At 70.4% G+C, this 14548-nt stretch carries 11 protein-coding genes and 1 pseudogene; 4 read left to right on the forward strand and 8 right to left on the reverse strand.

From position 1 onward, the window contains the following. Positions 1–134 (reverse strand): annotated as a pseudogene (locus tag G3I65_RS57560) (EamA family transporter); the annotation flags it as partial. A 317-nt stretch (positions 135–451) separates the two neighbouring features. Here G3I65_RS57560 and G3I65_RS28120 point away from each other — a divergent pair. Next, complete coding sequence (locus G3I65_RS28120) at positions 452–631, forward strand: hypothetical protein (RefSeq protein WP_125315752.1); 180 nt, start codon at positions 452–454, stop codon at positions 629–631. Between the two features lie 129 nt (positions 632–760). Here G3I65_RS28120 and G3I65_RS28125 read toward each other — a convergent pair whose 3' ends face one another. The 5 genes from G3I65_RS28125 to G3I65_RS28145 form a co-directional block, all read right to left on the reverse strand. Continuing rightward, complete coding sequence (locus G3I65_RS28125; protein WP_160698779.1) at positions 761–1942, reverse strand: ROK family transcriptional regulator; 1182 nt, start codon at positions 1940–1942, stop codon at positions 761–763. A gap of 11 nt (positions 1943–1953) precedes the next feature. Continuing rightward, positions 1954–3420: a sugar ABC transporter permease gene (locus G3I65_RS28130; protein WP_160698780.1), complete on the reverse strand. Its 1467-nt coding sequence runs from the start codon at positions 3418–3420 to the stop codon at positions 1954–1956. A gap of 20 nt (positions 3421–3440) precedes the next feature. Next, positions 3441–4214 (reverse strand): ATP-binding cassette domain-containing protein, encoded by a 774-nt coding sequence (locus tag G3I65_RS28135; protein WP_160698781.1) that lies wholly within the window; start codon positions 4212–4214, stop codon positions 3441–3443. 90 nt (positions 4215–4304) lie between these two features. Continuing rightward, entirely contained in the window at positions 4305–5441 is a 1137-nt protein-coding gene (locus G3I65_RS28140) for a sugar ABC transporter substrate-binding protein (protein WP_160698782.1), read from the reverse strand. Positions 5442–5983: 542 nt separating this feature from the next. Then, complete coding sequence (locus G3I65_RS28145) at positions 5984–7720, reverse strand: DEAD/DEAH box helicase (protein ID WP_160698783.1); 1737 nt, start codon at positions 7718–7720, stop codon at positions 5984–5986. Between the two features lie 214 nt (positions 7721–7934). Between G3I65_RS28145 and G3I65_RS28150 the strand changes: the two genes are divergently transcribed. Then, positions 7935–9080: a YihY/virulence factor BrkB family protein gene (locus G3I65_RS28150; RefSeq protein ID WP_160698787.1), complete on the forward strand. Its 1146-nt coding sequence runs from the start codon at positions 7935–7937 to the stop codon at positions 9078–9080. A gap of 89 nt (positions 9081–9169) precedes the next feature. Next, positions 9170–12313, forward strand: coding sequence for an efflux RND transporter permease subunit (locus G3I65_RS28155; protein WP_160698784.1), 3144 nt, complete (start codon positions 9170–9172; stop codon positions 12311–12313). A gap of 69 nt (positions 12314–12382) precedes the next feature. On the opposite strand, the gene G3I65_RS28160 is transcribed toward G3I65_RS28155, so the two are convergent. Together G3I65_RS28160 and G3I65_RS28165 are read right to left on the reverse strand one after the other, a co-directional pair. Then, positions 12383–13219 carry a hypothetical protein gene (locus G3I65_RS28160; protein WP_163046766.1) on the reverse strand — a complete coding sequence of 279 codons (837 nt, stop codon included), beginning with the start codon at positions 13217–13219 and terminating at the stop codon, positions 12383–12385. A gap of 163 nt (positions 13220–13382) precedes the next feature. Further along, complete coding sequence (locus G3I65_RS28165) at positions 13383–13625, reverse strand: DUF3039 domain-containing protein (RefSeq protein WP_163046767.1); 243 nt, start codon at positions 13623–13625, stop codon at positions 13383–13385. Between the two features lie 58 nt (positions 13626–13683). Between G3I65_RS28165 and G3I65_RS28170 the strand changes: the two genes are divergently transcribed. Then, positions 13684–14472, forward strand: a complete 789-nt coding sequence (locus tag G3I65_RS28170; RefSeq protein ID WP_160698786.1) for a sporulation protein — start codon at positions 13684–13686, stop codon at positions 14470–14472. Positions 14473–14548: the final 76 nt, after the last annotated feature.

Here is a 14548-nt window from a genome sequence, read left to right on the forward strand (position 1 = left end):
CGGCGCCAGGCCATGAGGACCGCCGCCGCGCCGAGGCAGCGGAGCCAGGCCACGCCCGCGGGGGTCGCGTGGCCGAAAAGGTCGACCGCCACCGCCGCTCCGGCGTACATCGAAATTCCGCTGAGAACGAACAAGAGCGGTGCGGGGACCGCGGAAAGCCGTCGGCGGGTTGTCACCGTACTCACGGCTCCATGGTGCCTGACCACGGAAAACGTAACTCTCCGGGTATTCCTCTCCTGCATTGCGGGATCCGGCTACGGCATCCAGGGTAAATCGACGTGACTCAGGTCCCACCGGCGCGGGAACACTTGCGAGCCGCGAAACGTCTGGAAGAGTGGAAGCACGAACACCGCGGAGCCGAAGGCGATCGCCGCCAGCGGCAGCGTTCCGAAGTGGGCGTAGCTGGATCGATGGCACCGGGCAACCGGTGCCGGGACGGAGGGAGACCCCCATGACAACGCCGACGCTCACCCGCCCCGAACTGACCGCCGCCGACCGCTGTGACCGGTGCGGAGCAGCAGCTCAGGTACGCGCCATCCTCTCCGGAGGTGGCGAACTGCTCTTCTGCGGGCACCACGCCCGCGAGCACGAGGCCAAGCTCAAGGAACTGTCCGCCGACATCCAGCGGTAACCCCGATACGCGAAAGGCGGCCGGTGCGCACAGGCACCGGCCGCCTTTCTGCATCTTGCAGATTGCGTGGCCTTTATCACGGTACGGCCGCGAAAAGCCGTGATTCCGGACACGGAACCGGACAGGAAATCAGACAGAATCCAGCACGACTTCGAACGCCACTTCGGCGGCCCCCAGCAGCTTCACGTCGGCCCCCAGCGCGGAACTCACGATCCGGGTGCCGCCCACCGCCCGGCTGACCAGGCTGCGCCGCCGCACCTCGGCCCCGACGTGCCGCAGCACCGCCTCCGGCAGCACCGTCAGCAGGTCGCCGAGGATCACCAGCTGCGGCCCCAGCAGGTTGACGACGTTGATCAGCCCCAGGGTCAGCCACTCGGCGAACTCCGCGAGCCGCGTCAGCGCCGCCTCCGGGGCGCGGCCCAGCTCGCGCAGCTCGAACAGGATCGCGCCGCGCGGCGTGTCCTCCGGCAGCCCGAGGGCCCGGCACAGCGCCGCTTCGCCGACTTCGGTCTCCCAGCAGCCGCTGCTGCCGCAGTAGCAGGGCCGTCCGTCCGGGCGGATCACCATGTGCCCGATCTCGCCGACGTACCCCGAGCCGCCGCGCAGGGGCGAGCCCTCGGCGATGACACCGCCGCCGACCCCGACGTCCGCCGAGATGTACACGATGTCGGACGCCCCGCGGGCGGCCCCGCGCAGGTGCTCGGCCACCGCGCCGAACTCGGCGTCGTTGCCGACCAGGATCGGGATCTGCATCACCGAGCCGAGCCGCTCGCCCAGCGCGACGTCGGTCCAGCGCAGGTTCGGGGCCTCGTGCACGTACCCGTCCGCGCGCCGGATGACGCCGGGCACCGACACCCCGGCCGCCACCGGGGTCACGTCGAGGTCGCCGGCCAGGATGGCCGTCGACTCGATGACGTGCGTGATGACCTCGTCGGGCTGGCCCATCCGGCCGCGCAGGTTCCAGCTGTTGCGGCCCAGGATCTGCCCGCCCAGCCCGACCAGTGCGATCGCGACGTGCTCGACCTGCAGGTCGACCGCGAGCACGACCGCCGCGTGCGGCTGGGGCAGGACCAGGAGCGAGGGGCGGCCCGCCCCTCGTCCCGGCCTCGGCACCTTCTCCTCGACGACGCCGGCTTCGGCGAGCCCGTCGACGAGGGTCTTGATCGTGCTCCGGTTGAGCCCCAGCTCCGCGGCCAGGGTCGCCCGGGTGCTCGGCCCGCCGACGTGCAGCAGGCGGAGCAGGGTCGTGCGGTTGTGCCGGCGCACCTCGTCGGGTCGTGCAACGGGTGTGCTGGTCACGGGTCTGATCATTCCATGCTGGTTCAGCGCGCCGACGCAGCCGCGCGGCGCCGCGACAGCGCGTCGACCGTGGCGGCGAGCAACAGGACCAGGCCGGTGACGATGTTGACCACCGCGGCCGGCTGCTTGAGCAGACCCAGGCCGTTGATGACCACGGCGATCACCAGGCCACCGACGACGGCGTCGGCCACCCGGCCCTTGCCGCCGAACAGCGACGTGCCGCCGATGACGGCCGCGCCGACCGAGTACAGCAGCGTGTTGAGACCACCGGACTGCGGGCTGACCGAGCCGACCTTCGACGCGGCGACGATGCCGCCGATGGCCGCGACCGCCGAGCCGATGACGAACACGCTCGCCCGGATCTTCGGCACGTCGATACCGGCGCGGCGGGCGGCTTCCTTGTTGCCGCCGACCGCGTACACGTACCGGCCGTACTTGGTCCGGTTGAGCACGTAGGTCCCGGCCACCAGCAGCGCCAGCATGATCGGGATGACGTACGGGACGCCCTGGATCGTGACGACCGACTTGTTCGGCGAGCGGTTGACCGTGAGCAGCAAGGTGCCCAGCGCCGACAGCACGACGAGCGCGCCGACCTTGATCAGCACCAGCGCGGTCGGCTGGACGACCAGGCCGCGCTGGAGCCGCCGGAAGTGGCCGAGCAGCGTGATCACGGCGAACCCGCCCGCGGCGACGAGGAAGAAGATCCAGCTGCCGAGGACGTTCAGGTTGCCGTTGGCGATCTTGTACAGGATGTCGGAGTTCGTGATGCCGATCGTGCCGCCCTCACCGATGAACTGCAGCAGGACGCCCTGCCACACGATGAACAGCGCCAGCGTCACGACGAAGGACGGCATGCCGATCTTCGACACCAGGAAGCCGGTGATGCAGCCGATCGCGGTGCCCACGCAGATGGCGAGGAGGATCTCCAGCCAGGCGTTGGCCGGGACGCCGATCGCGACGATCAGCAGGCCGACCAGCGACAGCGCGGCACCGGCCCAGATCCGCTGGTAGGCCGAGAGCAGCATGGCCGCGGCGAGCACGGCGATGAACGTGATGAACACGCCGGAACCCATGGAGCCGAGCAGGTTGCCCGCGTGGACGTAGTGCAGGGCCATCACCGACGCGGCGGTGCCGGAGGCCACACCGGCGGCGAGGTCGATCTCGCCGAGCAGCAGCACGAAGACGATGCCCATCGCGATGATGATCACGCCCGCGCCCTGCGGGAAGACGTTGGCGATGTTGGCCAGCGTGAAGAAGTTGTCCGACAGCGCGCTGAACAGGATGACCAGCACGAGCAGGCCGAACAGCGACGGCAGCGAACCGAGCTCGCCGGCCCGCAGCCGGGCGAAGTAGTCGCGAACCGCTTCACCGGTTGACATCGATGTCGTGTCGATCCCGAAATCGGAGATCGCCGCGGTGGGGTTCTGGGTCTGCGCGAGCGCTTCCGCGGCCGGGGTGTCGACCTCGTGCTTCGCAGGGGTTTCAGTCATTTCCGGTTCTTTCTTCCCGCTCACAGGACCACGGCTTCGGGCCGGGCCAGGCCGAGGTCACCCGAGCGACCGGCCGTGATCAGCTCCACGACCTGGCCGTGGGATACGTCCTTCGTGTGCACTTCGGCGACGAGGCGGCCGAGGTAGAGCACCGAGATGCGGTCGGCGACCTCGAACACGTCGGCCATGTTGTGGCTGATCAGCACGACGCCCAGGCCCTGCTCGGCGAGCCGGCGGACCAGGTCGAGCACCTGCCGGGTCTGCGCGACACCAAGCGCGGCGGTCGGCTCGTCGAGCACGACGACCTTGCTGTTCCACAGCACCGACTTCGCGATGGCGACCGTCTGGCGCTGACCACCGGACAGCGAGGAGACCGGCGTCCGGACCGACTTCACGGTCCGCACCGACAGGGAGGCCAGCGTCTCGCGCGCGGCCTTCTCCATGCTGGCTTCGTCCAGCTTCCAGCTGCTCCCGCGCTCGCGCCCGAGGAACATGTTCTGCACGATATCGAGGTTGTCGGCGAGCGCGAGGTCCTGGTAGACGACCTCGATGCCGAGGTCGGCGGCGTCCTTCGGACCCCGGATGTGGGCGTCCTGCCCGTTGAACCGCACGGCCCCCGAGTCGTACGGGTGGATGCCGGCGATGCACTTGACGAGGGTCGACTTGCCGGCGCCGTTGTCGCCGACCAGGGCGGTCACTTCGCCCGCACGCACGTCGAAGTCCACGTCGTGGAGGACGTGGACGGGGCCGAAGCTCTTGTTCAGGCCCTTGATCTCGAGGATGGGCTCACTCATGGCTGGCTTTACTCCTGGGTGGGGACCGGGCCGGGGCGCGCCGTCGGGGTGCGCGTCCCGGCCCGGCTGTTCATGGGCGGAGCGGACTGCTCAGGAGATGCCGAGCGAGGTGCACTTGGCGGCGAGGTCGCCACCGCAGATCTCGGCGGCCTTCACGTAGCCCTGGGTGACGACGGTCTTGACGTCCTTCTCCAGGATCGTCGTCGGGGTCAGCAGCACGGACTTGATGTCGCGGTTGTTCTTCGGGTCGTGCAGCTTCGCCGTGGCGATCGTGTCCGCACCGGCGGTGTCACCCTTGGCGAGGGCGGCGGCCAGCTTGGCGGTGGCCTCGGCCTCTTCCTTGATCGGCTTGAAGACCGTCATGTACTGGTCGCCGCGCATGACCGCCATCAGGCCGTCGGCGGTGGCGTCCTGGCCGGTGACCGGGACCTTGCCGTTGAGGCCGTTCTTCTTGAGGATGGTGATGACCGCGCCGGCCAGGCCGTCGTTCGCCGCGACGACGCCGTCGACCTTGCCGCCGTTGGCGGTGAAGATCTGCTCGAACGTCGTGCCGCCGAGCTGGTTGTCCCAGTCGTTGATCGGCTGCTTCTGGATGCGCTTCAGGGTGCCCGCCGAGAACAGCGGCTCGAGGACGGAGTCCTGGCCCTTGGTGAACAGCGTGGCGTTGTTGTCGGTCGGGGCGCCCTCGATCTGGACGACGCCCGCGCCGGCCTTGCTCTTCAGCGCGTCGGCCATGGCCTGGCCCTGCAGCTGGCCGACCTTCTCGTTGTCGAACGAGACGTAGTAGTCGGCCGAACCGCCGAGGCTCGGGCGGTCGTAGTCGATGACCGGGATGCCCGCGGTCTTCGCCTTGGCCTCGACCGCGGCACCGACGGCCGGGTCACCGGGGGCGATGACCAGGACCTTGACGCCGGAGCTGATGAAGCCGTCGGCCAGGGTGGAGAACTTCTGGTTGTCGCCCTGGGCGTTCTGGACGTCGACCTCGAAGCCCTGCGCGGTCAGCGCGGCGGTCAGCATCGGCTTGTCGAAGGCTTCCCAGCGCGCCGAGGTGGCGGTCTCCGGGAGGATGACGCCGACCTTGCCGTTGGCACCGCCGCCGGCCTGCGCGGACGAGGAAGCGGAGCTGCTCCCCGTGCCCCCGCTGTTCGAACTGTTGGCACCGCAAGCGGTCAGCACCAGGCCGGTGCTCACCGTGGCGGCGAGGAGGGTAAGGGTTCTGCTGCGCATCCTCGTTCCTTCCGGATCCAAGCATTGGTGAGAAGCGGGCCGTCGACGTCGTCTCGGGCCCTGCGGGGCGGTGATCCGGAGGGTCCCGGCGCACCGACGCGCATATGTTGTGGGCGACAACATATGCCGCTGAGCGGCTGCGGGGAAGATAGCTGGATCGATTAAATGACACCAATTGGACACGGTTCGGCAACACGAGCTGAACCTCGCCCGGAAAGAGCAGTTCCGCTGACGATGTGATCGCCGGCACTCACTCAGTGTTACATCCAGGTTTCTTGACGCCGTGAAGGTACTCCTTCGGGGCGTACCCAGCGCAACCCGTGGCGAACCCACGCGTCCGGCACGTGATTGGTCGCCGACTTGCGAACTTGGGCGCGAAAGTGCCCCTTGCGCCACGAGAGCGAGCACGCCGGGGCACTCCGGCGGTGACACCGGCAGCACGGAGCGTCACAAATCGGCTGGTCCGTACCAGGAACGGACCGTGATCACCCAGCTTCATCCTCTCGGGCGACACCGGCGGCCGCCGCGCGGGCCCGGGAGGGCTACCAGGACCGCAGGGTGACGATCCGCTCTTCGAGCTGTTCGACGGTCGCCATCGCGGTCACCGGGCCGCCGCACACCCGGCGCAGCTCGTTGTGGATCGCGCCGTGCGGCTTCTTGGTCCGGTGGTGGTACATGCCCACGAGCGCGTTCAGCTCCTTGCGCAACGCGCCGAGCCGCTCGCTCACCGACTGGGGGCGCGCCGCCGGTGCGGGCGCCTCCTCCTTGGCCGGCTTGCGGCGCTTCTCGTCGGCGATCTGCTCTTCCTGCCGCTTCCGCAGCAGCGCGCGGACCTGGTCGGGCTCCAGCAGCCCCGGCAGGCCCAGGTACTCCTGCTCCTCGTCCGAGCCGGAGAACACCGCCGTGCCGAACGAGTTGCCGTCGTAGATGACCTGGTCGAGCTCGGCCGAGGCGCCCAGCGAGGTGAACGCCTTCTCCTCTTCGCCCGGCTCGTCCTCGGTGCGGTTGGCCTGGGCGAGGAGCTCGTCCTCCCAGCCTTCCTTCTCCCGGTGCGGCTTGCCCAGCACGTGGTCGCGCTGCGCCTCCAGCTCGCTGGCCAGCTCCAGCAGCACCGGCACCGACGGCAGGAAGACGCTCGCCGTCTCGCCCTTCTTCCTGGCACGCACGTACCGGCCGATGGCCTGCGCGAAGAACAGCGGGGTCGACGCGCTCGTGGCGTACACGCCCACGGCCAGCCGCGGGACGTCGACGCCTTCGGAGACCATCCGGACCGCGATGATCCAGCGTTCGGTGGTCTCGGAGAACTCCTTGATCCGGCCCGACGCCTTCGGGTCGTCGGACAGCACCAGCGTCGGCGTCTCGCCCGAGATGCGCTCCAGGATCTTCGCGTACGCCCGCGCCGTCTCCTGGTCGGTGGCGATGACCAGCCCGCCCGCGTCCGGCACGTGCTGGCGGACCTGCGACAGCCGCGTGTCGGCGGCCTGCAGCACCGCCGGGATCCACTCGCCCGCCGGGTCGAGCGCCGTGCGCCACGCCCGGGCGTTCTGCTCCGCGGTCAGCGGCTCGCCGAGCCGCGCGGTGAACTCCTCCCCCGCGCTCGTGCGCCAGGAGGCCTCGCCCGAGTAGGCCAGGAAGACGACCGGCCGGACCACGCCGTCGGCCAGCGCGTCCGCGTAGCCGTACGAGTGGTCGGCCTTGCTGCGCTGGAACCCGCCCGCGTCCGGCTCGTAGGTGACGAACGGGATGGCCGAGTCGTCGGACCGGAACGGCGTCCCGGTCAGCGACAGGCGCCGCACGGCCGGGGTGAAGGCCTCGCGGATCGCGTCGCCCCAGCTCTTCGCGTCGCCGCCGTGGTGGATCTCGTCGAGGATCACCAGCGTCTTGCGGTTTTCCGTGCGCACCCGGTGCAGGGTCGGGTGCGCCGCGACCTGCGCGTACGTCAGCGCGACGCCGTTGTAGTCCGACGACGTGACGCCGGTGGTGTTGCGGAAGTTCGAGTCGATGGCGATGCCGGCCGCCGCGGCCGAGGCCGCCCACTGGTGCTTGAGGTGCTCGGTCGGCGTGACGATCGTGACCGCCTCGATCGTGCGGTCGCTCAGCAGTTCGGCGGCGATCCGCAGGCCGAACACCGTCTTGCCGGCGCCGGGCGTCGCCACCGCGAGGAAGTCCTTCGGCTTCCGCGTCAGGTACTTGGTGAGCGCCCGCCGCTGCCACGCCCGCAGCGGGCGCGCGGTCGAGTCCTTCTCCGCGGGAGGCGCCCCGAGCTGCGTCTCCGTCATGCCGGTCCTCCCCCTCGCTCATGCCGTTGACGTGCGAAAACCCTCACTGTGGTACCGACTTCTGTGTCGGCGACGGCGGTGAGGGCACTGGAGCGAGTCTACCGGCCGGGTCCGACAGTTCCGGGCACCGGCACGGGTGATGTCCCCCGACACGCCCGGCCGCAGGGGGTGTGACGAGCCAAATCAGCACGGATGGACCATGCTGGACAGCGTCATGGGTGAGGTGCAGCCGTCCGGAGCGACGAAGGTGGCCCGCAAGGGGCCGTGGCGCCTCCTCACGCGCACGCTCGGGAAGGCCTGGGAGGGCAACATCTTCTCCGAGGCCGCCGAGGCGGCCTTCTGGCAGACGCTGTCGCTGCCGCCGCTGCTGCTCGGGCTGCTCGGCAGCCTGGGCTTCGTCGGCGAGTGGTTCGGCACCGGCGTCGTGTCCGCCGTGCACGACCGCATCATCGGGTTCTGCCGGACGGTGTTCAGCTCCAACGCCGTCCAGGACATCATCGAACCGACCGTGAACAGCATCCTCACCGTCGGCAAGGGCGAGATCGTCTCGGTGGGCTTCCTGATCTCGCTGTGGGCCGGCTCGTCGGCGATGTCGTCGTTCGTGGACGCGATCACCGTCGCGCACGACCAGTACGGCGTCCGCAACGACGTCTGGCAGCGGATCTTCGCGCTCCTGCTCTACCTGTGCGGCCTGGTGATCCTGGTGGTCGGGCTGCCGCTGCTGGCGATCGGCCCGGACCTGCTGCCGGAGTTCTTCCCGGCGGACTGGCGCCCGACCGTGACGTCGTGGGTGAGCGCGCTGTACTTCCCGGCGCTCGGCGCGATGATCACCCTGGCGCTGACCACGCTGTACAAGCTCGCCCTGCCGCGGAAGCTGCCGTGGCACCGCGGGCTGCCCGGCGCGGTGCTCGCCATGGTCGTGTTCCTGCTCTCGTCGGTCGGCCTGCGCGTCTACCTGAACTGGATCACCAAGACCGGCTACACCTACGGCGCGCTGGCCGCGCCGATCGCGTTCCTGCTGCTGATGTTCTTCATCGGGCTGGCCGTGGTCGGCGGGGCGTACTTCAACAGCGCGCTCCAGGAGCTGTGGCCGGCGAAGGCGACCCGGCGGCAGCGGCGCAAGTGGCGGCGGCTGGAGATGGAACGCGCTTCCGAGCGGCTGCGCACCGAAGAGGGCCGCAAGCTGTGGGAGCGCACGACCACGCCGCTCAAGCGCCCGCGCGCCGGAGACGCCGCCACGAACGGCAGCGAACCGTCCGAAGAGGACACCCCGTCACCGAGCGCACCGGACCCGGCACCCAGCGCTCCTCAGGGTCGGGTCTCCTCCCAAGGGACGACTCGGAATCCACCCTCAGACTGAGTCGCTCCTCAGGTCGGACATGGGAGGCTCTGCGGGTCGCTGACGACGGCATCGATCGCCGCGTCGTTCCCGAGGGGGTTCCCGAAGCCATGTCCGTGCTGGCCAGATTGAGCCTGCGCAACCGAAGCCTGATCGGCCTGCTCGCGCTCGTCGTCGTCGGGTTCGGGGCGTTCGCGCTGCCGCAGATCAAGCAGCAGCTGTTCCCGTCCCTGCAGTTCCCGCAGGCCCAGATCGTCACCGCGTACGCGGGCGCTTCGCCGGACGCGGTCGACCGCCAGGTCACCGAGCCGCTGGAAGGCGCGCTGCAGGGGCTGAAGGGGCTCGAGGAGGTCAGCTCGACGTCGTCCGACGGCGTTTCGCGCGTGGTCGCGCGGTTCGAGTTCGGCACGGACATCGACGCCGCCGTCCAGCAGATCCAGCAGGTGGTGAACCAGGTCCGGCCGCGGCTGCCGCAGAACTCCGAGCCCGCCGTGTCCGCGGGCAGCACCGACGACCTGCCGGTGGTGCTGGTCGCCGCGGGCACGGCCGGGGACCCGCAGGCGCTCGCGCCCGCGCTGACCGACCAGGTCGCGCCGGAGCTGCGGAAGATCGAGGGCGTCCGCACGGTGACCGTGACCGGCGTCCAGCAGCCGCGCGTCACGATCACCCTGGACTACGCGAAGCTGGCCGCCGCGGGCGTCGACCCCACGTCGATCGCCACCACGCTGCAGACGGCGGGCGCCGCGATCCCGGCGGGCACGCTGACCGAAGGCGGCAAGACGCTGAGCGTCCAGGTCGGCGGCGGGCAGACCACTGTGGACACGATCCGCGGCCTCTACCTCACGCCAAGCGCGGCTTCCGGCGCGGCGCGCGGTCCGGCGCGCGGCCCGGTGAAGCTGGGTGACGTCGCCGACGTCCAGGCCGGCTTCGCGCCGCCGACGTCGATCACGCGCACCAACGGCAAGCCGAGCCTCGGCCTCTCGATCACCATGGTGGACAACGGGAACGCCGTCGCGATCTCCGACGCCGTGCGCGACAAGCTGCCGGAGCTGGCGAAGAAGACCGGCGCCGAGATGAACGTCGTGTTCGACCAGGGCACGCCGGTGAAGGACGCGATCAGCGGCCTGACCACCGAAGGCCTGCTGGGCCTGGCGTTCGCGGTCGTCGTCATCCTGCTGTTCCTGCTGTCGGTGCGCTCGACGCTGGTGACCGCGGTGTCGATCCCGCTGTCGGTGGTGGTCGCGCTGCTGGCGCTGTGGACCGGCGACCTGTCGCTCAACCTGCTCACCCTCGGCGCGCTGACCATCGCGATCGGCCGGGTGGTCGACGACTCGATCGTCGTGCTGGAGAACATCAAGCGGCACCTGGCTTACGGCGAGGAGAAGCAGCGGGCGGTGCTCGACGGCGTCCGCGAGGTGGCCGGCGCGGTGACGTCGTCCACGCTCACGACCGTCGCGGTGTTCCTGCCGATCGCGTTCGTCGGCGGGTTCGTCGGCGAGCTGTTCTCGCCGTTCGCGATCACGGTGACCGTGGCGCTGCTGGCCTCGCTGCTCGTGTCGCTGACCGTGGTCCCGGTGCTGGCGTACTGGTTCCTGAAGCGGCCGGCCGTCCCGGCGGACGCCATCGAAGCCGAGCGGGCGCGCGAAGCGGCCGTCGAGAAGGAACGCCGTGGCCTGCTGCAGCGGGCGTACCTGCCGGTGATCCGGTTCGCGACCAAGCGGCGGCTGACCGTCGTGCTGCTGGCGCTGCTGATCTTCGCCGGCACGGTCGGGCTCGCGACGCGGCTCAACACGAACTTCCTCGACCAGTCCGGCGGTACCACGCTGAACATGACGCAGAAGCTGCCCGCGGGCACCAGCGTCGAGGCCAAGGAGCAGGCGGCCACGGCCGTCGAGCAGGCCCTCGCGGCCGAGCCCGCGGTGCGGACGTACCAGGTCAGCATCGGCGGCGGCGGGGCCTTCGGCTTCGGTGGCGGCACCAACACGAGCATCTCCGTCACCGTCGCCAAGGACACCGACCTCGACGCCCTGTCGGACCGCCTGCGCGGGAAGCTGACGTCCCGGCCCGAGCTGGGCGAGATCAAGATCGGCGCGGACGCGTCCGGGTTCAACTCCGACCAGGTCTCGGTGACGGTCACCGCGCCGTCGGAGGCCGCCCTCAAGCCGGCGTCCGACCAGGTCGTGCGGGCGCTGGGCGGGATTTCCGGGCTGACCGAGGTGAGCAGCGACCTGGCCGTCGGCTCGCCGCGGGTGCAGGTCGAGGTGGACGACGCCGCGGCCGCCTCGCGCGGGCTGTCGGCGAGCACCATCGGCCAGGTCGCCAACCAGGCGATCGCCGGCCGCACGGTGACGCAGCTGCCGGTCGGCGGGCAGCGCACGGACATCGTGCTGCGCGCCGGCACCGCCCCGGTCACGGTCGACCAGGTTCGCGGGCTGCCGATCCCGGGTCCCACGGGGGTCGTCCGGCTCGACGAGGTCGCGAAGGTGTCCACTGTGGACGGCCCGGCGTCGGTGCACCGCACCGGCGGCGACCTTTCGACCACGGTCACCGCCAAGAACACCGGGGACAACCTGAGCAAGACCACCGCGGACATCAAGGCCAAGCTGGACGGCCTGACGTTCACCGGCGGCGCGTCCTACTCGCTCGGCGGGGTCAGCCAGGACCAGCAGGAGGCGTTCTCGAACCTGTTCCTGGCGCTGCTGGCGGCGATCGCGATCGTGTTCCTGATCATGGTGGCGACGTTCCGCAGCCTGATCCAGCCGCTGATCCTGCTGGTGTCGATCCCGTTCGCGGCGACCGGCGCGATCGGCCTGCTGCTGGCGACCGGCACGGCGCTCGGCCTCCCGGCCCTGATCGGCATGCTGATGCTGGTCGGCATCGTGGTGACGAACGCGATCGTCCTGATCGACCTGATCAACCAGTACCGCGCCGAAGGGATGAGCGTCTCGGAGGCGGTCACCGAGGGCGGCCGGCGCCGGCTGCGCCCGATCCTGATGACCGCGGCGGCGACGATCTTCGCGCTGGTACCGATGGCGCTGGGCATCACCGGCCAGGGCGGCTTCATCGGCCAGCCCCTCGCCATCGTGGTGATCGGCGGCCTGGTCAGCTCGACGCTGCTGACCCTGGTGCTGGTCCCGACGCTGTACACGATGGTCGAGACCCGCAAGGAACGGCGCCGCGCGCGTCGCGAGGCACGCCGCAACCCGGCGAAGGCCCCGGAGTCGGAGTCCCTGGACCCCGCCCCGACCGCCTGACGTCTGACGTCTGACCGCAGGACGAAGGCCCGCACTTTCACGTGAAAGTGCGGGCCTTCGTCGTCGGTGCTACTGCTTGAAGCGGTAGGTCATGCTGTCGAAGAGGATGCAGATGCTCGGCGACATCACGATCACCCGCAGCGTGTTGTCGCGCTCGTCGAAGTCGATGCCCTCGACCTCGAAGTTGCCCGAGCAGCCGCTGCGCAGGGGCAGCTGGCCCAGCGAGGTGACGTGGCCGCTGACGTCGGAGCCGTTGAGCGCCCCGGCCAGGTCCACCTGCAGCAGCGGCTTCGTGGTGCCGAAGAGGCTGCCGTCCGGGTCGTCCGACGCGCAGAGCAGGCGGGTGGCCGTCTGGAAGTCGCAGCCCTGGACGTCGCGGACCTGGTGGTCGAGGCGGATCGTGCCGGCCAGCGGCAGGTTCTGCGCCGGGTCGGGGGCCGCCGCGCCGGGCATCGGGTGGACCAGGAGGCGGTCCATCGTGCCCCACTCCCCCGCCACCATCCACCGGGCGTCCGGCGAGACCGCGGCGAAGGAGTTGTTGTTCGCTTCCCACGACTCGAGGTTGTGCTGGTAGTTCTTCCACGAACCGTCCGGCGCCTGGACGCGGAAGAGCTTCGCGCCGCGATCGTCGCGCTGGTACGGCTCGACGTACCAGCCCTGGGCCGAACCCGGGTCGCCGACGTGGCTCCAGCCCTGGGAGTTCAGGTCGGCCGGGATGGTGCCGATCCCGGTGTAGCGGATGGTGGTGCCCGACGGCCGCACGATCGTCGCGAGGCCCTGGCTCTCGTCGAGGGCTCTGGCCTGGTCGCGGCCGACTTCCGTCCAGCCGGTGACGGCCTGGGCCAGTGCGGGTGAGACCACGGCCAGCAGGGCGGCGAGGGTGAGCACGATCCCGGTTCTGCGCATGTGCGACTCCGGTGGGTGAGGGGACCTGGCCCGCTGGATTTACCAGGTCACCGGCACCCGGCACACCCGCCGAATGAAGGTTTTTCACGTTTGTTCGACGACTTGTCCGTTTCCGGACAGCCTGAAGACCCGGCGGGAACACCCGCCGGGGTTCAAGCCGGGATCACTCGCCCGGGCGCAGCCCGTCGAAGATCTCCTTGCACGCCGGGCAGACCGGCGAGCCGGGCTTCGGCGACTTCGTCACCGGGAAGACCTCGCCGCACAGCGCCACCACGTGGTTGCCCATGACCGCGCTCTCGGCGATCTTGTTCTTCTTCACGTAGTGGAACATCTTCGGCGAGTCGTCGTCGGTGGTGTCCGTGCCCTCGGGCGTGGTTTCCGGCTTCGTCAGCGTCTCGGTGCTCACCCGTCCATTGTGCCCGAGTCCCGCCGCGAACGGTCCCCGGCCTGGCAGGATCCACGGCATGTTCCAGAAAGTGCTCGCGACGTTCGGCTCCGGCGGGGCCCGGATCGACGCCCGGCTGCTCGACACCGCCGCCGCTCCCGGCCGTCCCCTGCACGGCGAGGTCCTGCTGCTCGGCGGCGAGGTCGACCAGGAGATCAAGGGCCTCTCGGTGACGCTGCTGGCGCGCGTCCAGGTCCCCGGCGAGGACAAGACCGAAGACCTCCCCTTCGGCACGCGGCAGCTGGCCGGCCGCGAGACCATCCGCGCCGGGCAGCAGATCCGGGTGCCGTTCGAGGTGCCGCTGCCCTGGGAGACGCCGGTGACCAGCGTCTACGGCAAGCCGCTCGCCGGGATGGCGGTCGGGGTCCGGGCCGAGCTCGACCTGGCCGCCGCGGTGAGCGACCCGTTCGACGCCGACGCCGTCGCGATCGAGCCGCTCCCGGCCCAGAAGCGGGTGCTCGACGCGCTCAGCCGGATCGGGTTCACCTTCCGCGAGGCGATCCTCGAACAGGGCCGCGTCGACGGCGCCGCGCAGCAGCTGCCGTTCTTCCAGGAGATCCGCTTCGCGCCTTCGCCGCGCTTCGCGAGCATCTTCTCGCAGGTCGCGGTCACCTTCCTGGCCTCGGCGGACCGCACGGACGTCGTCCTCGAGGTCACCAAGCGGGTCCGGGTGAGCAAGACCGGCGGCTTCGGCGGGCGCGGGCAGGACTTCCTGGGGAAGTTCACCATGAAGCCGGACGTGAACTGGGAGAAGCAGCTCGAGGACTGGCTCGACCAGCTGGCCCGCCCCCGCGGGATCTTCGACTGATGGAGTGGGACGACGCCGTGACGGTGCTGGGCGGCCCGTCCGGCGCCTGGCCGCGGCTCGCGGCGCGCTACGGCGA

The organism is Amycolatopsis sp. SID8362, assembly GCF_010550475.1.
Taxonomy (GTDB): Bacteria; Actinomycetota; Actinomycetes; order Mycobacteriales; family Pseudonocardiaceae; genus Amycolatopsis; species Amycolatopsis eburnea.